The sequence below is a fragment of the Pseudomonas sp. P179 genome, assembly GCF_000478485.2.
Classification (GTDB): Bacteria; Pseudomonadota; Gammaproteobacteria; order Pseudomonadales; family Pseudomonadaceae; genus Pseudomonas; species Pseudomonas aeruginosa.
The window spans coordinates 166450-187280 of sequence record NZ_KI517355.1 but is presented as its reverse complement, the minus strand read 5'-3'; the positions used below and the strand labels follow the sequence as shown (position 1 = coordinate 187280).

Annotated in this window: 14 protein-coding genes; 7 read left to right on the top strand and 7 right to left on the bottom strand. The window is 68.8% G+C overall.

Going from position 1 to position 20831, the window contains the following annotated elements; translation table 11 throughout:
* Positions 1-57: 57 nt before the first annotated feature.
* Positions 58-2166: an elongation factor G gene (fusA, locus tag HMPREF1224_RS41155; protein ID WP_010794118.1), complete on the bottom strand. Its 2109-nt coding sequence runs from the start codon at positions 2164-2166 to the stop codon at positions 58-60.
* 275 nt (positions 2167-2441) lie between these two features.
* Between fusA and HMPREF1224_RS41150 the strand changes: the two genes are divergently transcribed.
* From HMPREF1224_RS41150 to HMPREF1224_RS41120, 7 genes are all read left to right on the top strand, one after another.
* On the top strand, positions 2442-5084 hold the full coding sequence (locus tag HMPREF1224_RS41150) for a TonB-dependent receptor (RefSeq protein ID WP_010794117.1): 2643 nt from the start codon (positions 2442-2444) through the stop codon (positions 5082-5084).
* A gap of 179 nt (positions 5085-5263) precedes the next feature.
* Positions 5264-6988, top strand: a complete 1725-nt coding sequence (locus HMPREF1224_RS41145) for a carbamoyltransferase family protein (RefSeq protein WP_010794116.1) — start codon at positions 5264-5266, stop codon at positions 6986-6988.
* A gap of 43 nt (positions 6989-7031) precedes the next feature.
* Positions 7032-8195 (top strand): MFS transporter, encoded by a 1164-nt coding sequence (locus tag HMPREF1224_RS41140; protein WP_003114866.1) that lies wholly within the window; start codon positions 7032-7034, stop codon positions 8193-8195.
* Position 8196: 1 nt separating this feature from the next.
* Complete coding sequence (locus HMPREF1224_RS41135) at positions 8197-8865, top strand: HAD family hydrolase (protein WP_010794115.1); 669 nt, start codon at positions 8197-8199, stop codon at positions 8863-8865.
* Complete coding sequence (locus HMPREF1224_RS41130; RefSeq protein ID WP_003088740.1) at positions 8862-9500, top strand: YdcF family protein; 639 nt, start codon at positions 8862-8864, stop codon at positions 9498-9500. Before HMPREF1224_RS41135 ends, HMPREF1224_RS41130 begins: the two co-directional genes overlap by 4 nt.
* Positions 9501-9648: 148 nt before the next feature.
* Positions 9649-11493: a copper resistance system multicopper oxidase gene (locus tag HMPREF1224_RS41125; protein ID WP_003160171.1), complete on the top strand. Its 1845-nt coding sequence runs from the start codon at positions 9649-9651 to the stop codon at positions 11491-11493.
* Positions 11490-12545 carry a copper resistance protein B gene (locus HMPREF1224_RS41120; RefSeq protein ID WP_010794114.1) on the top strand — a complete coding sequence of 352 codons (1056 nt, stop codon included), beginning with the start codon at positions 11490-11492 and terminating at the stop codon, positions 12543-12545. Before HMPREF1224_RS41125 ends, HMPREF1224_RS41120 begins: the two co-directional genes overlap by 4 nt.
* A gap of 19 nt (positions 12546-12564) precedes the next feature.
* Here HMPREF1224_RS41120 and HMPREF1224_RS41115 read toward each other — a convergent pair whose 3' ends face one another.
* The 6 genes from HMPREF1224_RS41115 to HMPREF1224_RS41090 all read right to left on the bottom strand — a co-directional run bounded on the left by HMPREF1224_RS41115 (position 12565) and on the right by HMPREF1224_RS41090 (position 20831).
* Positions 12565-13788 carry a DUF2235 domain-containing protein gene (locus HMPREF1224_RS41115; RefSeq protein ID WP_003088736.1) on the bottom strand — a complete coding sequence of 408 codons (1224 nt, stop codon included), beginning with the start codon at positions 13786-13788 and terminating at the stop codon, positions 12565-12567.
* A gap of 202 nt (positions 13789-13990) precedes the next feature.
* Positions 13991-15172, bottom strand: coding sequence for an aminotransferase class V-fold PLP-dependent enzyme (locus tag HMPREF1224_RS41110; protein ID WP_010794113.1), 1182 nt, complete (start codon positions 15170-15172; stop codon positions 13991-13993).
* Positions 15173-15317: 145 nt separating this feature from the next.
* Positions 15318-16928 (bottom strand): ABC transporter ATP-binding protein, encoded by a 1611-nt coding sequence (locus HMPREF1224_RS41105; protein WP_003142557.1) that lies wholly within the window; start codon positions 16926-16928, stop codon positions 15318-15320.
* A gap of 1 nt (position 16929) precedes the next feature.
* On the bottom strand, positions 16930-17946 hold the full coding sequence (locus HMPREF1224_RS41100) for an ABC transporter permease (RefSeq protein WP_003103639.1): 1017 nt from the start codon (positions 17944-17946) through the stop codon (positions 16930-16932).
* A gap of 1 nt (position 17947) precedes the next feature.
* Positions 17948-19021: a microcin C ABC transporter permease YejB gene (locus tag HMPREF1224_RS41095; protein ID WP_003103638.1), complete on the bottom strand. Its 1074-nt coding sequence runs from the start codon at positions 19019-19021 to the stop codon at positions 17948-17950.
* A gap of 1 nt (position 19022) precedes the next feature.
* Positions 19023-20831 (bottom strand): extracellular solute-binding protein, encoded by a 1809-nt coding sequence (locus HMPREF1224_RS41090; protein WP_003103635.1) that lies wholly within the window; start codon positions 20829-20831, stop codon positions 19023-19025.

Genomic DNA, 20831 nt, shown 5'->3' with positions numbered 1-20831 from the left:
GCTGCCGCTCCCGCAAAGGCGCGCGCCGCCGCTGGCCTCGGCGGCGCGCGGCGGCTCTCAGCGGCCCTGCCTGGCGACGATCGCCTCGGCCACGCTGGCCGGTACCTCGGCATAGCGAACGAACTCCATCGAGTAGCTCGCGCGCCCCTGGGACATCGAGCGCACGTCGGTGGCATAGCCGAACATTTCGCCCAGCGGGACCTCGGCACGGATCACCTTGCCCGCCGGGGTATCCTCCATGCCCTGGATCAGGCCACGCCGGCGGTTGAGGTCGCCCATCACGTCGCCCATGTAGTCCTCCGGGGTCACCACCTCGACCTTCATCACCGGCTCCAGGAGCACCGCTCCGCCCTTCTGCGAGAGTTGCTTGGTGGCCATCGAGGCGGCGATCTTGAACGCCATCTCGCTGGAGTCGACGTCATGGTAGGAGCCGTCGTACACCGTCGCCTTCAGGCCGATCAGCGGGTAGCCGGCGAGCACGCCGTTCTGCATCTGGTCCTCGATGCCCTTCTGGATCGCCGGGATGAATTCGCGGGGAATCACCCCGCCGACCACCTCGTTGTGGAACTCCAGGCCTTCCTGCCCCTCGTCGGCCGGAGCGAAGCGGATCCAGCAATGGCCGAACTGGCCGCGGCCGCCGGACTGGCGGACGAACTTGCCCTCGATCTCGCAGGTGTTGCGGATGGTCTCGCGATAGGCCACCTGCGGCTTGCCGATATTGGCTTCGACGCCGAACTCGCGGCGCATGCGGTCGACGATGATGTCCAGGTGCAACTCGCCCATCCCGGAAATGATGGTTTGCGCGGTCTCCTCGTCGGTCTTCACGCGGAACGACGGGTCTTCCTGGGCCAGCTTGCTCAGGGCGATGCCCATCTTCTCCTGGTCGGCCTTGGTCTTCGGTTCCACCGCCACCGAGATCACCGGATCGGGGAAGTCCATGCGTTCGAGGATGATCGGCTTGTCGATGGCGCACAGGGTGTCGCCGGTGGTCACGTCCTTCATGCCGATCAGCGCGGCGATGTCGCCGGCGCGCACTTCCTTGATCTCGTCGCGCTGGTTGGCGTGCATCTGCACCATCCGCCCGACCCGCTCCTTCTTGCCTTTCACCGAGTTAAGCACCGCGTCGCCGGAAGTCAGCACCCCGGAATACACGCGGGCGAAGGTCAGGGTGCCGACGAAGGGGTCGGTGGCGATCTTGAACGCCAGCGCCGAGAAAGGCTCGTCGTCGTCCGCATGGCGCTCGTCGTGCTTCTCTTCGTCGTCCGGGTCGGTGCCCCTGATCGCCGGGATTTCCGACGGAGCCGGGAGATAGTCGATCACCGCGTCGAGCACCAGCGGCACGCCCTTGTTCTTGAACGAGGAGCCGAGCACCGCCGGTACGATCTGGTTGGCCAGGGTCCGCTGGCGCAGCCCGGCCTTGATCTCCTCGATGCTCAGTTCCTCGCCTTCCAGATACTTGTTCATCAGTTCGTCGTTGGCCTCGGCAGCGGCCTCGACCATGTGCGCCCGCCACTCCTCGGCCAGCGCCCGCAGCTCCGCCGGGATCTCCTCCTCGCGGTAGCTGGTGCCCTGGTCGGCATCGTTCCAGTAGATGGCCTTCATCTTCACCAGGTCGATCTGCCCGCTGAAGTTTTCCTCCGAGCCGATCGCCAGTTGGATCGGCACCGGGACATGGCCCAGGCGTTGCTTGATCTGCGCGACCACGCGGAGGAAATCGGCGCCCTGGCGATCCATTTTGTTGACGTAGGCCAGGCGCGGCACATGGTACTTGTTGGCCTGGCGCCAGACCGTCTCGGACTGCGGCTCGACTCCGTCGGCGCCGCTGAACACCACCACCGCGCCATCGAGCACGCGCAGCGAGCGCTCCACCTCGATGGTGAAGTCGACGTGGCCGGGGGTGTCGATGATGTTGAAGCGATAGCGGTGCGGGAACTGCTTGGTCGAGCCCTGCCAGAAGGCCGTGGTCGCCGCCGAGGTGATGGTGATGCCGCGCTCCTGCTCCTGGACCATCCAGTCCATGGTCGCCGCGCCGTCATGGACCTCGCCCATCTTGTGGTTGACGCCGGTGTAGAAGAGGATCCGCTCGGTCGTCGTGGTCTTGCCGGCGTCGACGTGGGCGACGATGCCGATGTTGCGATAAAGCTCGATGGGAGTGGTGCGAGCCATGATCTGCCCCTTGGGTGCTGCCCTGGATGATGGGAACGACTGCTGAAAGAAAAATGTAGCTGAAGAAAGGACGCCGCAGCACCGCCGCGACGCCTGCTTTTCGACCTCGGCAGAGGGGACTGGTTCTGCCGCTCCGGCCCGCCGACGAAAGGCGCGACGGCAGGGCTTGTTCCCAGCGGACATAAACTCATGGCGCAAAGGTCTAAGCCGTCCCTGGAAAATCCCCCGGCTCGACGGACATCCCTGGACACACCGGAACAAGGGATGCCCCGACCATGCACCGATCGCTCCACACCGACGCGCCGCTGGGCGCCGCCCTGCTGCTGGCCCTGCAGCTCGCTCCCGGCAGCGCCGCCGCGGCGGAGGAACAGGCGCCTGTCGACCCGCCCACGGTCCAGTTGCAACGAATCGAGGTGACCGGCAGCGCGATCCGCCGGGTCGATGCGGAAACCGCGGTGCCGATCAGCGTCCTGCGCGCCGAGGAGCTGCGCCAACAGGGCGTGACCAGCACCGAGGAACTGATCGGCCGGCTTTCCGGCAACCAGGGCGTATACAACTCCAGTCGCTCGGTCGGCAGCGCCACCGGCGGCGCCTCGTTCGCCGACCTGCGCGGAATCGGCGCGAACAAGACCCTGGTGCTGCTCAACGGCCGGCGCCTGGCGAACAATGCCATCGACGGCTCCGCGGTGGATCTCAACACCATTCCCTTCGCCGCCATCGACCGGGTCGAGGTGCTGCGCGACGGCGCCTCCGCGCTGTACGGCACCGATGCCATCGGCGGGGTGATCAACTTCATCACCCGCAAGAGCCTGAACGAAGGCCGCTTCGACAGCGGCTACGCCTCCCCCACCCACGACGGCGGCGGCAACCAGCGCAACGTCAGCGCTAGCTGGGGCTTCGGCGAGCTGGAGGAGGATCGCTTCAATGTCTTCGCGGTGGCCAACTACGACAAGCAGGAGCGCCTCGGCGCCAAGGACCGCGGCTACACCTACAACTACCAGCCGGGACGCGGCCTCGACTACAGCTCCGGCACCGCCTTCCCCGGCAACTGGAGCCAGGGCGCCAACGCCAGCAATCCGCTGGCCGCCGGCGGTTGCAAGGGCGCCGACCTGATTCCGCGCAACGGCATCTGCCGGCAGAGCCTGTGGCGCTACCTCGACCTGGTGCCGGAAACCGAGAAGACCTCGGTGTTCAGCCGCGCCACCGGCAAGCTGGCCGACGAGCACAACGTCAGCCTGGAGTACTTCTGGTCGCGCAGCGACAACGCTACCCAGGTCGGCCCAGGGACCCTCACCGGCCTGCAGATCGATCCCGGCACCGCCTTCTATCCCGGCAACGGCATCACTCCCGGACCCGGCGGCTTCGTCCTCGACCCGAGCCGGCCGGTGGAGGTCAACTGGCGACAGAGCGTGCTCGGGCCGCGCCTGCAATCCTCGCAGAACACCGGCCAGCGCCTGCTGCTCGGCTTCGACGGCCGGTTCGCCGACTGGGACTACGATATCGGCGCCTCGTACAACCAGAACAAGGTGGTCGACCATATCCACAGCGGCTACGTCGATGATCGCGCCGCCGCCCTCGGCATCGCCAACGGGACGCTGAACCCGTTCGGGCCGCAGACCGACGCCGGCCTCGCCTACCTCGGCAGCCATGCACTGAGCGGCGACTTCCGTACCTCGGTCGGCCGCGTCAAGGGCCTGGACGCCCGCGCCAGCCGGGAGATCGGCGACTGGTTCGGCGCCGGGCCGGCGGCCCTGGCGCTGGGCGGCGAGTTCCGCAAGGAAGCGCTCCACCAGGACATCCAGGACTTCGCCGGCAACGTGCAGAGCCTCGGCGTCGATCCCGCCGCCACGGTCAGCGGCGAGCGCAACCTGAAGGCGCAGTACGCCGAACTCAACGTGCCGGTGCTGGACAGCCTGGAACTCAGCGCGGCGATCCGCCACGACAAGTACAGCGACTTCGGCAGCACCAGCAACCCGAAATATTCGTTCCGCTTCCAGCCGTTCCGCCAGTTGGTCCTGCGCGGCGCCTACAGCGAAGGTTTCCGTGCGCCGTCGCTGTACGAACTGTACAATCCGACCTTCACCACCTATACCAGCGCCAACTACGACGACCCGCGCCTGTGCGCCGGCGGCCAGCCGAGCCAGGGCGGCATCGCCAACCGCGACTGCGCCCAGCAGTTCTACAACGCCACCGGCGGCAATACCGACCTGCGACCGGAAACCGCGCGCAACGTTACCCTGGGCCTGGTCTACCAGCCGCTGCGCGACCTTTCCGTCGGCCTGGACTTCTGGTGGATCAGGATCGCCAACCAGATCGCCGAGTTTCCCGAAGCGGCGATCTTCGCCGACCCGCAGGCCTACGCCGGACGCATCGTGCGCAAGGCCGACGGCTCGATCGATCACGTCGTCACCGGACTGGCCAACCTCGGCAAGGTAAAGACCAGCGGCGTCGACCTGAGCCTCGATTATCGTTTCCCGGCCAGCCGCTACGGGCAGTTCGGGCTCGACCTGCAAGGCACCTACGTGTCCCGCTACGACTTCCAGCAGCAGATCGGCGGCCAGTACCTGGACAACGTCGGCGACTTCCAGGGCGTCGGCGTGATCGCCCGCTGGAAGCACGTCGCCAACGCCACCTGGAGCCGCGACGCCTGGCAGGCCACCCTGAGCAACCGCTACACCAGCGGCTACAACGACTACGACCGCGCCAGCCACGGCAAGGTCGGCTCGTGGAACCTCTGGGACCTGGCCGGCAGCTACCGCCTCAGCCACGCGCTGGGGCTGACCCTCGGGGTGAAGAACCTGTTCGACCGCGAACCGCCGTTCAGCAACCAGACCTACACCTTCCAGAGCGGCTACGACCCGCGCTACACCGATCCCTACGGGCGCATCCTGTTCGGCCGCCTCAGCTACAGCTTCTGATGCCGGCGCGGGCGCCCGGCCGGTATGGCCGGCAAGCCCGTCGACGGCTGTCCAGCTACCAGATCCGGTAGCCCTGCCAGATTTCGCAGGCGACCAGATCTGGCAGGTTGTTGGGCTCCCGGTGCCATGCAACCTATTACGCCTCTCGCCCCCCACCCGTTCGCGCAAGAGGACACCGCATGATCATTCTCGGGATCACCAACAACGACCTGGCCGGCGCCTGCCTGGTGCGCGACGGCGGGATCGTCGCCGCCGCCAGCGAGGAGCGCTTCACCCGCCAGAAGGACCACAAGGCCTGGCCGAGCCGCTCCATCGACTATGTGCTCGGCGAGGCCGGCATCGACCTGGCCGACATCGACCGCATCGCCTACGGCTGGAACGCCGGGTTCGACGCCGGGCGGCACCTCGACCTCTATCTGGACCGGGTCCTCGAGGAAGCCCGCGAGCGTCCCGAGGGCCTGCCGCACCTGCGCAAGCGGATCGCCGACGAAATGGCCAACGACAAGGCCAAGCGCGGCGAATTCGATGCCTTCGTCCACGCCAACGGCCTGCGCGGCAAGGTCGAGTACATCGACCATCACGAATGCCACGCCCTCGGCGCGTTCGTCTGCTCGCCGTTCGACGAGGCGCTGACCCTCACCTGCGACGGCCGCGGCGACTTCCAGTCGCTCACCGTCACCCACTACCGCGCCGACGGCGGCGAGGCGGTCCTGCAACGCGAGACCAGCGTCGACAGCCTGGGCTACTTCTACGGGCGCATCACCCGCCTGCTCGGCTTCAAGCCGAACCGCCACGAAGGCAAGATCACCGGCCTGGCGGCGTTCGGCGACGCGGAAAAGCTGCTGCCGCTGATGAACGACATGATCCGCCTGGAGAACGGCCGCCTGCGCGCCCGCTGCGGCGAACTGTACCTGCCCTCCTACGACGGCTACAGCGATCCGCTGCTGCAACGCTGCGCGGCGGAACGCCCGGCGGATGTCGCCGCCGCCGCGCAACGGCACTCCGAAGACCTGCTGGTGGCCATCGCCCGGGAGCACGTGGCGCGCACCGGCTGCGCCAACCTGTGCCTGGCCGGCGGGGTGTTCGGCAACGTCAAGCTGAACCAGCGCCTGCGCGAGATCCCCGGGGTCCGCGATGTCTACGTGCTGCCCTGCATGGGCGACGGCGGCCTGGCCCTGGCCGCGGCGGTGGCGGTGGCCTATCGCGAGAACGGTACGCGCTTCCCGGCGCCGAGCATGGCCCTCGGGCCGGACGCGCGCAGCGCCGCGCAGAATGCCGAGCTGATCGCCAGCCAGTACCCGCAGCTGGCCTACAGCCGGCCGGCCAACCTGATCGAGACGCTGGTCGAAGCGCTGCGGGAAAACCAGGTGCTGGGCATGTTCAAGGGCCGCATGGAGTTCGGCCCGCGCGCCTTGTGCAACCGCAGCATCGTCTACCATCCCGGCGATGCCAGCGCCAACGACTGGCTCAATCAGCGCATGGAACGCACCGAGTTCATGCCATTCGCCCCGGTCACCGCGGTAGAACACGCCGAGGCTTGCTACGTTGGCTGGCGTGAAGACCAGGTGGCGGCCGACTACATGACCATGACCTACGACTGCCATGCGGATTTCCGCGCGCGCTGCCCGGCGGTGGTGCATGTCGACGGCACCGCGCGGCCGCAGATCATCCGGCCGCAGGCCGATCCGTTCATGCACGCCCTGCTGCATGCCTGGCATGCCCGCAGCGGCCAGCCGGCGCTGATCAACACCTCCTTCAACCGCCACGAGGAACCGATCGTCTGCGCCCCGCAGGACGCCCTCGGCGCGCTGGAGGACGGGATGGTCGACCTGGTGGTGCTGGGCGAGTCCCTGCTGGTCTGGCGCAAGGGCGAGAACGCCTTCGCCAGGGCGCGCTTCGAGTGAGGCGCAAACCGCAGCGAACCGGCACGGCGACGCGGGAACCGGCATGTACCTGATCTTTTCCGGCTACTTCGCCGCCGAGGGGCTGATCTATCCGTTCTGGCCGACCTGGCTGGCCAGCCTGGGCTTCGGCGCCAGCCAGATCGGCCTGTTGATCGCCGCGGCCTACTGGCCGCAGGTGATCGCCGGGGTGGCGCTGACCTACGTGGCCGACTGGCGCATCGACCAGTTGCGCCTGGCGACCCTGCTGGCGGCCCTGGCCGGCGCCTGCGCCCTGCTGTTCCAGCTGGCCGAGGGCCTGCCCCTGTTCATCGCCCTGAGCGTGCTCTACGGCGCGTTCTGGACCAGCGTGCTGCCGCTCACCGAATCCTACCTGCTCAAGCGCGACAAGGCCGCCCTGCAGAACTACGGGCGGGTACGCGCAGTCGGTTCGCTGGCCTTCATCCTCACCGCGACCCTGGGCGGCCTGCTGCTCGGTCGGTTCGGCCAGCAACTGGTGCCCGCCCTGGTCGGCCTGACGATGCTGCTCACCGCGCTGGCCTGCCTGTTCCTCCGTCGCCGCAGCCTGCGCCGTCCGGACTCGCCGCTGCCGGGCGCCAGGCGCCGTCCCGACCTGCGCGGGATCCTCCGGCAACGCCCCCTGCTGCTGGCCATCGCCGCGGCGGGAATGATCCAACTGAGCCACTCGCTGTACTTCACCACCGCCTCGCTGGGCTGGCAGACGCTGGGCTACTCGTCGTTCTCGGTCGGCGCCTTCTGGGGCCTGGCGGTGATCGCCGAGATCAGCTTCTTCGCCGTCTCCAACCGCATCCTGGACCGCCACCCGGCGCTCCAGGTGATGCTCTTCTCCAGCCTTTGCGCGGCGCTGCGCTGGGGCCTGCTGGCCGGCAGCGAACACCTCGCCGCGATCCTCCTCGGCCAGTGCCTGCACGCCCTCAGCTTCGCCGCCTACCACGCCGCGGTGATGCGTTACATCCGCGACCACGCGCCGGAAAGCGCGCGGGTACTGACCCAGGGGATCTACTACTCTCTGGCGGTAGCGCTGCCCATGGGCCTCGCCAGTCCGGCCGCCGGCTGGCTGTACGAAGGCCTGCCGCAGTGGTCCTATCTGATCATGGCGCTGTTCGCCCTCGGCGGCGCGGTCCTGGTCTGGCTTGCCCTACAGAGTGCCCGAGATGCATCGACTAGCGTTTTCAGCCGTTCTGTTTGACATGGACGGCGTCCTGATCAGCTCCCGCGAAGCCATCGCCGCGGCCTGGAGCCGGGTCGCCGGCGAACAGGGCGTGGCGCTCGGCCCGGACTGCCTGCGCGACCACGTGCACGGTCGCCCGGGCGGCTACACCCTGGACTATCTGTTCGGCCACCTGCCGATGGAGCGCCGGCGGATCCTCAAGCAACGGGTCGATGCGCTGGAGGAAGGCGCCGACTGTCCCCTGCTGCCCGGCGTCGCCGCGGTGATCCGCCAGCTGCGTTGGCTGGACGTGCCCTTGGCGCTGGTCACCAGCAGTTGGCCGGCACGCATCGACCACGTGCTGCGCCAGCACGACCTGCAGGCGGCGTTCCGCACCCTGGTCAGCCGCGACGACGTGGTCCACGGCAAGCCGGCTCCGGATGGCTATCGCCTGGCCGCGGCCAGGCTCGGCGTGGCACCGTCGCGCTGCCTGGTGTTCGAAGACTCCCTCAGCGGCGTGCAGGCCGCCTGTGCCGCCGGCGCGACCTGCGTGGCGATCGGCGAGGAGAGCGGCCTGCTCGCCGCCGGCGCGCGCTGGTCGGTCCGGGATTTCCGCGAGCTACGGATCTTCCGCGAAGACGACCGGCTGTACTGCCAGCATCGGCACCCCGCCACGACCGGCAGCGAGAGGAGCGTTGGCGTCCCATGAGCCCGACCCTGCAAGATGCCCGGCTGCTCTGGGACTTCCTCGGCCAGGGCCGCTGCCATGTGCCCTGCGAACTGCTGGTGGTATGCGGCTCCTACGACCTGCGGGTCTGCGACCACGCCTGCGAACTGCTCGAACGCGGCCTCGCCGAACGCCTGCTGTTCACCGGCAACACCGGGCACTGGACGCGCCATCTCTGGGTCGAGCCGGAAGCCGAGCTGTTCGCCCGCCACGCCAGGGCGCGCGGGGTAAGCGACAGCCTCATCGTGATCGAGCCGCGGGCGACCAACTTCGCCGAGAACATCGCCTTCGCCCGCGAGCTGTTCCCCGACCTGCGCCGCGCGACCTTCGTCACCAAGCCCAACTCGATCCGCCGCGTGGCGCTGACCCTGCCGGTCCGCTGGCCGGGTCTGGAGGGACACGTGGATGCGCCCGACTACGCATTTCCCGACGGCATCTCGAACCTGGTCGGCGTACTCGGGGTGATCGACGAGATGGTCGGCGACCTTGACCGCATCATGCGTTACCCGGCGCTGGGCTTCCAGGTCGCCTGCCCGATCCCGGCGCAGGTCATGGACGCCTGGGAACGCCTGGTGGCGCGCGGTTTCGACCGCCACCTGGTGAACCCGCCGCGCTGAGCTGACAGCACTGTAATCTTCCCCACAGCTTGCCGACAGGCTCGCGCCGCTAGGGTGTCCGCATCGCCGCACCGCCCTGGCGGGGCCGCGACCTCCCGGCTGCGCAGGCTCGCGCAGTCCGTCCTGCCACCTGCGTGGAAACCAGCGGATGCACAGAACTTCGCGACGCACCTTCGTCAAAGGCCTCGCCGCCACCGGTCTGCTCGGCGGACTGGGTCTCTGGCGCGCCCCGGCCTGGGCCCTGGCCGGGCCGGGCCAGCAGAACCTGCTCGCCGGCGACAGTTTCGACCTGTTCATCGGCGAGACCCCGGTGAACCTCAGCGGCTCGCCGGCCACCGCCATGACCATCAACGGTTCGCTGCCCGGCCCGACCCTGCGCTGGCGCGAAGGCGACAACGTGACCCTGCGGGTGCGCAACCGCCTCGCCGAGGACACCTCGATCCACTGGCACGGCATCATCCTGCCGGCCAACATGGATGGCGTGCCGGGCCTCAGCTTCGAGGGCATCGCTCCCGGCGGTCTCTACGAATACCGCTTCAAGGTCCGGCAGAACGGCACCTACTGGTACCACAGCCACTCGGGGCTACAGGAGCAGGCCGGGGTCTACGGCGCCCTGGTGATCGACGCCCGCGAGCCGGAACCGTTCAGCTACGACCGCGACTACGTGGTGCTGCTCAGCGACTGGTCGGACGAGAAGCCGCAGCGCATCCTCGCCAAGCTGAAGAAGCAGTCCGACTACTACAACTTCCACAAGCGCACCGTCGGCGACTTCATCGACGACGTCAGCGCCAACGGCTGGGCCGCGACCCTGGCCGACCGCAAGATGTGGGCCGAGATGAAGATGAGTCCCACCGATCTCGCCGACGTCAGCGGCTACACCTATACCTACCTGCTCAACGGACAGCCGCCGGACGGCAACTGGACCGGCCTGTTCCGCCCCGGCGAAAAGCTCCGCCTGCGCTTCGTCAACGCCTCGGCGATGAGCTATTTCGACGTCCGCATTCCCGGCCTGAAGATGACCGTGGTGGCCGCCGACGGACAGCACGTCGAGCCGGTCAGCGTCGACGAGTTGCGCATCGCCGTGGCCGAGACCTACGACGTGATCGTCGAACCGGGCGGCGAGCGCGCCTATACCCTCTTCGCCCAGTCCATGGACCGCAGCGGCTACGCCCGCGGCACCCTGGCGCTGGCCGAAGGGCTTAGCGCGCCGGTGCCGACGCCCGATCCGCGCCCGCTGATCGGCATGGACGACATGGGCATGGGCGGCATGGACCACGGCGCCATGGGGCATGGCGCGGCGACGAGGCCCGCCAGCGAGATGGACCATTCGAAGATGTCGGGCATGGACATGAATGGCATGGACCATTCGAAGATGGCCGGCATGGACATGAACGGCATGGACCACTCCAAGATGGCCGGCATGGACCACTCCAGGATGGGCATGGACGCCATGCCGATGCAGTCTCATCCGGCTTCGGAGGACGGCAACCCGCTGGTCGACATGCAGACCATGACGCCGACACCGAAGCTCGCCGACCCCGGCCTCGGGCTGCGCGACAACGGGCGGCGGGTGCTGACCTACGCCGACCTGCGCAGCCGCTTCGCCGACCCGGACGGCCGCGAACCGGGGCGCACCATCGAGCTGCACCTGACCGGGCACATGGAGAAGTTCGCCTGGTCCTTCGACGGCATCAAGTTCTCCGACGCCGAGCCGCTACGCCTGACCTACGGCGAGCGCCTGCGGATCGTCCTGGTCAACGACACCATGATGACCCACCCGATCCACCTGCACGGCATGTGGAGCGACCTGGAGGACGAGCAAGGCAATTTCCTGGTGCGCAAGCACACCATCGACATGCCGCCGGGCACCCGCCGCAGCTACCGGGTCACCGCCGACGCCCTGGGACGCTGGGCCTATCACTGCCACCTGCTGTTCCACATGGAGATGGGCATGTTCCGCGAAGTGCGGGTAGACGAAGGAGACAACGCATGAGCCGCCAGCCGAAACCCGCCCGCCTGGCCGGCGGTGCCCTCGCCCTGGGTCTGCTGCTGGGCCTGCCGAATCCCGTCGAGGCCGCGCAGGACAATGGCATGGACCACTCGGCCATGGACCACGGCGCGATGCCTGGCATGGACCACGGCCAGAGGACCTCCGCCCCGGCGAAACTCATGGACCACCAGGGGATGGGGCATGGCCGGATGCCGGGGATGGACCACGGCACCGCATCGCCCGCCCCGGCACAGCCCATGGAGCACCAGGGAATGGACCATGGCCGGATGCCGGGGATGAGCCGCGCTGCGCGGCAACCTCCGGCGCAGGCCGCGCCCAGCCAGAGCCGTACGCCGATCCCGGTGCCGACCGAGGCCGACCGCCGTGCCGCCTTTCCGCCGCTGGAGGGGCACAAGGTGCACGACAGCGCGCTGAACAGCTTCTTCCTGCTCGACCAGTTGGAATACCAGGACGCCGACGACGGCAGCGCGCTGGCCTGGGACGCCAGCGGCTGGATCGGCGGCGACATCAACCGCCTGTGGCTGCGCAGCGAAGGCGAACGGCTCGACGGCAAGACCGAGGACGCCGAGGTCCAGGCGCTGTTCGGGCACGCCATCGGTCCCTGGTGGGACCTGGTCGCCGGCGTGCGCCAGGATTTCAAGCCCGGCTCGCCGCAGACCTGGGCGGCGTTCGGCGTGCAGGGCCTGGCGCTCTACGACTTCGAGGCGGAAGTCACCGCCTTCCTCGGCGAGAACGGCCAGAGCGCGCTGCGCCTGGAGGGCGAGTACGACATCCTGTTGACCAACCGGCTGATCCTCCAGCCCAGCGCCGAGGTCAACCTGTACGGCAGGAACGATCCCGCCCGCGGCCTCGGTTCGGGCCTTGCCGATAGCGAGCTGGGCCTGCGCCTGCGCTATGAGATCCGTCGCGAGTTCGCGCCCTACATCGGGGTGACCTGGAACCGCTCCTACGGCAACAGCGCCGACCTGGCCCGCGCCGAGGGCGAGGACGACGACGAGGCGCGCTTCGTCGCCGGTATCCGCATGTGGTTCTGAACGCGATCGCGGCCAGCCGCTAGCGGTAGCCGTCGAGCAACGGCGAATCGTCGATGAGGTCGCAGCGTTCCAGCGCTGGCAGGTTGCACGGCCGGTAGTCGGGGCATTCGTCCAGCCGCCGCTGCACCGAACGGTGCAGCTTGACCCGGGTTTCCTGCCCGACCGGTTCCAGCGGCCGCGAGCGCGGCCGGCCACGCGACCAGCGCCAGGCGCGGTTGCCGCTGCGGCGGTCCCAGACCAGCAGCGGCAGCCACTCGGCCAGGCGCCAGGGCCGGGTCATCACCGGCAGGATCGGCGCGGTCGGGTCCGGGCCCTGCTTCGAACGTGCGCGCAACTGGTCGCGGCTGCGCGCCGGGTCGACATGCAGGCCGGCCTCCAGCGCCTCGCCGAGCATCCAGGTAAAGGCCACCAGAGCCAGCCGCGAGTCCTTCGGCGCATAGCCACCGCCGACATCGGAGTGCATGCCGGGGAACCACACCTGCAACACGTCGGACTTGCGGTCCTTCTCGCCGAACCAGAGGTTCTGCCGGAAGAAGCAGCGGCATTCGTCGATGGCCAGGGCCTGGCGGACCACGTCGACCATTTCGTTGTTCGAGGAATACGGCACGGTCAGCGGGTCGTAGACCCAGCCCACCGAGGTCACGGTGTCGAACAGGCCGAGGAAGTGCACCTTCACCTGCCGGCCGAAGACCTTGCGGAAGCGTCCCAGCAGGCCGAAGTCCGGTCCGCGGCGACGCGTGCCGGCCCGCTTGTCTTCGTCGCGGGGCGGCATGCGGGTGGTGAGCAGGGTCCAGGCGTAGTCGAAGAGGTGCGGCTGGTGCGCATCGATCAGGCCCACCGCGCGCAGCATCGCGGCCAGCACCCGCACCGCGTAGGCCCCGCGGGAAAAGCCGAAGAGGAATATCTGGTCGCCGGGCCGGTAGTGCTCGGCGAGGAAGCGATAGGCGCCCTCGACGTTGCGCTTGAGCCCCCAGCCGAAGGCCAGGCCGGCGATCCGCGAGGGAAACTTCTGCCACTCGAACAGGGTTTCCTTCAGGCCGAAGGTGCCGACGCCCTGGTCGTAGTAGGCCAGCACCCTGCGCGGATCGCGCGACAGCGAGCGGTACAGGCGCACCACGTTGGTCGGCTGGTCGCCGAAGCGGTTCGAGGTTCCGTCGATGCAGACCACCAACTGGCGCGGCGCGTCGTTGTCCTGGGCGCTGCCGGCAGGCGGCAAGGCGGAATCGGGGGAGAGATCGTCCATTGGGCTCACGCAGGCAAAGCCTGACTTCCGTCGGCGGTGGATGGGAATGGCGACGCATGATACCCAACCTGGATGATCCGCCAAGCGCACATTGCCGGGAAATGGCGGCAAAGACGAAAAGCCCCTGGAGCCGCAGGGCGAATAACCGCTTCGCGGTTATCCGCAGCCCCTGGCTTCGGCGAGGGCGGGTCGAGCCGGCCGCTCAGCCTGCCCTGGATACCCCGAGGAACGGCTGCCACGCCGGCGCGCCACTATCCGCCGCGGCCTTGAGGGCGGCCACCGCCGCGTCGACGTCGGCCTCGCGGGTGTAGCGACCGAGGCTCAGGCGCACGCTGCGGCCAGCGCTGGCGGCATCGTGGCCGAGGGCGAGAAGCACGTGGGACGGCGCCGGCCGCGCCGAGTTGCAGGCCGAGGTGCTGGACACCGCCAGGCTGGACTCCAGTGCCTGGGGGACAAAGGCCGGGTTGTCGAAGGTCAGGTTCAGGGTATGCGCGATGCGTGCGTCGGCGCTGCCGTTCAGGCGCCAGCCGTCGATCTGCGCCAGCCCCTCCAGCAGACGCCGCTGGAGTCCGGCGATGCGCCTGCCCTCCTCCTCGAAAAGCTCGCCGGCGAGGGCGAAGGCCTCGCCCATACCGACGATCTGGTGGGTCGCCAGGGTCCCGGAACGCAGGCCCTGCTCGTGTCCGCCGCCGTGGATCTGCGCCTTCAGCCGCCGCTCGGCGCGCGGCCCGACGTACAACGCGCCGATGCCCTTGGGCCCGTAGGTCTTGTGTGCGGAGAACGACATCAGGTCCACCGCCAGGCGGCCCAGGTCGATCGCCACCTTGCCGCTGGCCTGCGCCGCGTCGACGTGGAACAGCGCGCCGCGCTCGCGCACCCGTTCGCCGATGGCGGCGATGTCGGTCAGGGTGCCGAGTTCGTTGTTGACCCGCATCAGCGACACCAGGCGGGTATCGGCGCGCCAGGCCGCCTCCACCTGTTCCGGCCGGATCAGGCCATCGATGCCGGGCGCCAGCCAGGTCACGCTCCAGCCGTCCTCGGCGAGTTGCTGCACGGTGTCCAGCACCGCCTTGTGCTCCAGGCGACTGGTGATCAGGTGGCCGGGTGCGTCCAGCGCCTGGGCCACGCCCTTGAGGGCCAGGTTGTTGGATTCGGTGGCGCCGGAAGTCCAGACGATCTGCCCGGCGCTGGCGCCGACCAGCGCGGCCACCTGCTCCCTGGCCCGCTCCACTGCCCGCCGCGCCTGGCGGCCGTAGGCATGGGAATTCGACGCGGGATTGCCAAAACACGCCTGGTAACCGAGACACTCCACCATGGCCCGGATCACGCGCTCGTCCACGGGCGTGGTGGCGGCGTAATCGAAGTACAACGGTAACGAACTCATCGCATTCCCCCAATCGATCGGACGGACCCGGAAGCCGACATGGCTCCTTGTCCCTGACGGGCCCGCAGGCCGATCTTAAGAAAAGCGCCGGGGCGTCTGGAAAGAACCTTTCGGAACATCCTTAGAGTCAGCATGGTTTCCCGCCTCAGATTCCCAGCCCGGCCACCCGCAGATGCTCTTCCAGGCGCAGCGCGGGTATCGCTCCGAGCAACTCGCGGGTATAGGGGTGGCGCGGCTGGCTGAACAGCGCAGCGGCGCTGCCCTGCTCCACCACCCGGCCGTCCTTGAGCACCAGGATGTCGTGGGCCAGGGCGCGTACCACGGCCAGGTCGTGGCTGATGAACAGGTAGCTCAGCCCGTGGCGACGCTGCAACCGACGCAGCAGCTCGACCACCTGGCACTGCACGCTGCGGTCGAGCGCCGAGGTCGGTTCGTCGAGCAGGATCAGCGCCGGCTTCAGCACCAGCGCGCGGGCGATGGCGATGCGCTGGCGCTGGCCGCCGGAAAACTCGTGGGGATAGCGTTCCAGGCAAGGCTCGTCGAGACCAACCTCGCGCAGTGCCTCCAGCACCCGCGCGCGGCGTTCGCCGGCAGCGCCGATGCCATGGATACGCAGGCCTTCGCCGACGATCTGTTCCACGCTAAGGCGCGGGTTGAGGCTGCCGTAGGGGTCCTGGAACACCGCCTGGAACTGCCGGCGCAATGGCAACAGGCGCTTGCCGTGCAGCCGGTCGAGGCGCTCGCCCTGGAACAGGATCTGCCCTTCGGCCGGCAACAGGCGCAGCAGCGCCTGGCCGAGGGAGGACTTGCCCGAACCGCTTTCGCCGACGATCCCCAGGGTGCTGCCACGGCGCAGCCGCAGGCTGACCTCGTGCACCGCGCGCAGTCCCGCGCGCCGGCGCAGCCAGCCGCCGGGCGCGGGGTAGTCGAGGCTCAGCGCGCGCACCTCCAGGCAGGTCTCGCGGCACGCCACCGGCTCCGCCAGCCCACCCGGCTCGGCCTCGATCAGCAGGCGCGTGTAGGGATGCCGGGGCGAGCGGAACAGCGTCTCGCAGGCGTTCTCCTCGACGATCTGGCCATCGCGCATCACGCAGACCCGATCGGCGACCCGGCGCACCAGGTTGAGGTCGTGGCTGATCAGCAGGATCGCCATGCCCAGCCGTCGCTGCAAGCTTTGCAGCAGCTCCAGGAGGCGTTTCTGCACGGTGACGTCGAGAGCCGTGGTCGGTTCGTCGGCGATCAGCAGTTGCGGCTCGCAAGCCAGCGCCATGGCCAGCATCACTCGCTGTCGCTGGCCGCCGGAGAGCTGGTGCGGATAGGCCTCGAGCAGGCGTCGCGGCTGCTCGAGGCCGGCCAGTTCGAGCAGTTCCAGTACCCGCCCGCGCAGCGCGGCGCCACGCAGGCGGCGATGCAGGCGCAGGCCCTCGCCGACCTGGCGGCCGATGCGCTGCAATGGATTGAGCGAGGTCATCGGCTCCTGGAACACCATGCCGATGCGCTGCCCACGAATCGCCAGCAATGCCTGCGGCGACAGGGCGAGCAGTTCCTCGCCGTCCAGGCGCACGCTGCCGCCCAGGCGCGCCGCGCCCGGCAGCAGGCGCAGCAGGGCGTGGGCGGTCTGCGACTTGCCGGAGCCGGACTCGCCGACCAGGGCCAGGGTCTCGCCGGCGCGCAGGCTGAAGTCGATCCCCTTCACGACCTGCGTGTCGCCATAGGCGACGCTCAGGTTTTCCACTCGCAACAGTTCCCGGTTCATCTCATGTCCTCGGATCGAAGGCGTCGCGCACCGCTTCGCCGATGAACACCAGCAGGCTGAGCAAGGTCGCCAGGACCACGAACACGGTCAGCCCGAGCCAGGGCGCCTGGAGGTTGTCACGGCCCTGCCCGACCAGTTCGCCAAGGCTCGGCGAGCCGGGCGGCAGGCCGAAACCGAGGAAGTCCAGGGCGGTCAGGGTGGTCACCGCGCCACAGAGCAGGAACGGCAGGAAGGTCAGGGTCGCGACCATGGCGTTGGGCAGGATGTGCCGGAACATCACCCCGGCGTCGCCGAGGCCGAGGGTTCGCGCCGCCTTGACGTACTCCAGGTGACGACCACGCAGGAACTCGGCGCGAACCACGTCGACCAGGCTGGTCCAGGAGAACAGCAGCATGATCGCCAGCAGCCAGCCGACCCCGGGCTGCACCAGGCTGGCGAGGATGATCAGCAGGTAAAGCATCGGCAGACCCGACCAGACCTCGATGAAGCGCTGGCCGAACAGGTCGATCCAGCCGCCGTAGTAGCCCTGCACCGCGCCTGCGCAGATTCCCAGCAACGACGAGGCCAGGGTCAGGCCGAGGGCGAAGAGAATCGACAGGCGCAGGCCGTAGATCACCCGCGCGAGCACATCGCGGCCCTGGTCGTCGGTACCCAGCCAGTTCTCCGCCGAGGGCGGCGCCGGCGCCGGGCGCGCGTAGTTGATGCTGCGGGCGTCGAAGCGGATCGGCGGCCACAGCGCCCAGCCGTCGCGGGCGATGCGTTCGCTCATGAAGCGACCGCGGTAGTCCGGCGGGAACGGCAGCTCGCCGCCGAAGGCGGTTTCCGGATAGTCCCGCAGCACCGGCAGGAACCACTGGCCACGGTATTCCAGCAGCAGCGGGCGGTCGTTGGCGATCAGCTCGGCGAACAGGCAGGTGACGAACAGCGCGAGGAACAGCCGTAGCGCCAGGCGCCCGCGGCGGTTGGCGCGGAACGCGGCGAGGCGGCGGCGGTGCAGCGGGGAAAGGACGATGGCCATCTCACTGTTTCCTCGCGGCGAAGTCGATGCGCGGGTCGACCAGGCTGTAGGCCAGGTCGCCGGCCAGCTTCACCAGCAACCCGAGCAGGGTGAAGATGAACAGGCTGCCGAACACCACCGGGTAGTCGCGGCCGAGCGCCGCTTCGTAGCCCATCAGGCCGAGGCCGTCGAGGGAGAACAGCACCTCGATCAGCAGCGACCCGGTGAAGAACACCGAGACCAGCGCCGCCGGCAGCCCGGCCACCACCAGCAACATGGCGTTGCGGAACACATGGCCGTAGAGCACCCGGCGCTCGCTGAGCCCTTTGGCGCGAGCGGTGGCGACGTACTGCCTGGATATCTCGTCGAGGAAGCTGTTCTTGGTCAGCAGGGTCAGGCTGGCGAAACCGCCGACCACCAGCGAACCCACCGGCAGCGCCAGGTGCCAGAGGTAATCGGCGAAGCGCGCCAGCGGGCCGAGGCGCTCGGCGCCCTCGGAAGCCAGGCCGCGCAGGGGGAACCAGTCCAGGTAGCTGCCGCCGGCGAACAGCACGATCAGGACGATGGCGAAGAGGAAGCCGGGCACCGCATAGCCGATCACCACCAGCGCGCTGCTCCACAGGTCGAAGGCGCTGCCGTGGCGCACCGCCTTGGCCACCCCCAGGGGAATCGACACCAGGTAGGTGATCAGTGTCGCCCACAAGCCCAGGGACAGCGAGACCGGCAGCTTCTCGGCGATCAGGTCGATGACCCGCGCGTCGCGGTAGAAGCTCTCGCCGAAATCCAGCCGGGCGTAGCTCGACAGCATCAGCCAGAGCCGTTGCAGCGGCGGCTTGTCGAAGCCGTACTGGCGCTCCAGGGCGGCCACCAGCTGCGGATCGATGCCGGTCTCGCCGTGGCGCTGCGGTTCCAGAGCGCCATGCCCACCCTCCCCGCCACGCCCCAGCGGGCCGCCGCCGTCGACGCCCTGCAGGCGCGCGATGGCCTGATCCACCGGCCCGCCGGGTGCGGCCTGGACGATGGCGAAGTTGATCAGCAGGATGCCCAGCAGGGTCGGCAGGATCAGCGCCAGGCGGCGCAACAGGTAGCCGCCCATGTCACTGCGCCTCCCGGCTCGGCGCGGCCCGCTCGCGGACTTCCCACCAGGTGTTCAGCCCCAGGCTGTAGCGCGGCGCCTGCGGCGGTCGGCCGAAGCGATTCCAACTGGCGATCCAGACCTCGTCGGAATACCAGGTCGGGATCAGGTAGTAGCCCCATTGCAGCACCCGGTCGAGGGCGCGCACGGCGGTTTCCAGGGCGGCCCGCGAGTCGGCCTCGACCACCGCCTGGACCAGCCGGTCGATGGCCGGGTCCTTCAGGCCGATGCGGTTGTAGCCGCCGGGATCGGCGTAGCTGGAGGAATGCCAGAAGCTGTACTGCTCGTTGCCCGGCGAATTGGACTGGGAGAAGCTCGAAACGATCATGTCGTAGTCCCGCGCACGTATGCGCTCGATGTATTGCGAAGCGTCCACCTGGCGCAGGCGCATATCGATGCCGATCCGCGCCAGGTTGCGCTGGAACGGCAGCAGCGCGCGCTCCAGGCTCTTGCCCTGGAGCAGGAGGTCGAAGCGCAGCGGCCGTCCGGCGGTATCCAGCAGGCGCCCGTCGACGGCATGCCAGCCGGCCTCGCCGAGCAGGCGGTAGGCCTGCACCAGGCGCTCGTGGATATCGCCGCTGCCGTCGTTCACCGGCGGAGCGTAGGCCTGGCCGAAGACCTCCTCGGGGATCTGCCCGCGCAGCGGCTCCAGCAAGGCCAGTTCGTCGGCGCCGGGCAGGCCGCGAGCGGCCATCTCCGAGTTGTCGAAATAGCTGCGCAGGCGCTTGTAGCGACCGCCGAAGAGCTGCCGGTTGGTCCATTCGAAGTCGAACAACAGGCTCAGCGCCTGGCGTACCCGGCGGTCCTCGAACAGCGGCCGGCGCAGGTTGAACACCAGGCCCTGGAGGCTGGCCGGGTACGGGTAGGGAAAGCTCTCCTGGCGCAACCGGCCATCGCGCAGGGCCGGCGAGTCGTAGCCGCTGCTCCAGGCCTTGACGCTGGTCTCGACATTGATGTCGGCCTGCCCGGCCTTGAACGCCTGCAAGGCCACGCCGCTGTCGCGGTAGTAGTCGAAACGGATCCGCTCGAAGTTGTACAGGCCACGCCCGACCGGCAGGTCGCGAGCCCACCAGTCGGGGTTGCGCCGGTAGCTCACCGAACGCCCCGCCTCGGCCTTCTCCAGCCGGTAAGGTCCGCTGCCCAGCGGCGGCTGCATGCTGCTGCGGTTGAAGTCGCGTCCCTGCCACCAATGCCTGGGCAGCACGTAGAGCTGGGCCAGCACCAGCGGCAGCTCGCGGTTGCCGGCATGACGGAAATCGAAGCGGATGCGCAGGCGATCCTCCACCACCGGCTCGCGGACCTCCTTGTAGTAGGCGCGCCAGAACGGGCTGCCCTGCTCGACCAGGCTATCGAAGGAAAACTTCACGTCCTCGGCGGTGACCGCCACGCCGTCGCTGAAGCGCGCCCGCGGATCGATATGGAAACGCACCCAGCTGTTGTCCGGGGCTTTCTCGATGTAGCGCGCCAGGTAGCCGTATTCGGTGAACGGCTCGTCCAGTGACTGGAAGCCGAGGGTTTCGTAGATCAGCGCGGCCTGGGTCATGCTGATCGGCGTGCCGCGGTTGGCGAAGGGGTTCAGCGTGTCGAAGCTGCCGCTTTCCATCCGCCGCAGGCTGCCGCCCTTGGGCGCCTGCGGGTCGACGAAGTCGAAGTGCTGGAAACCCGGCGGATATTTCGCCGGCTCGTCGTAGAGCGTGATGGCATGGCGCGGCTCGCTGCGGGCCAGGCTGGCGAGCAGGCAGCAGGCGAAGACCAGGATGCGTCCGGGCAT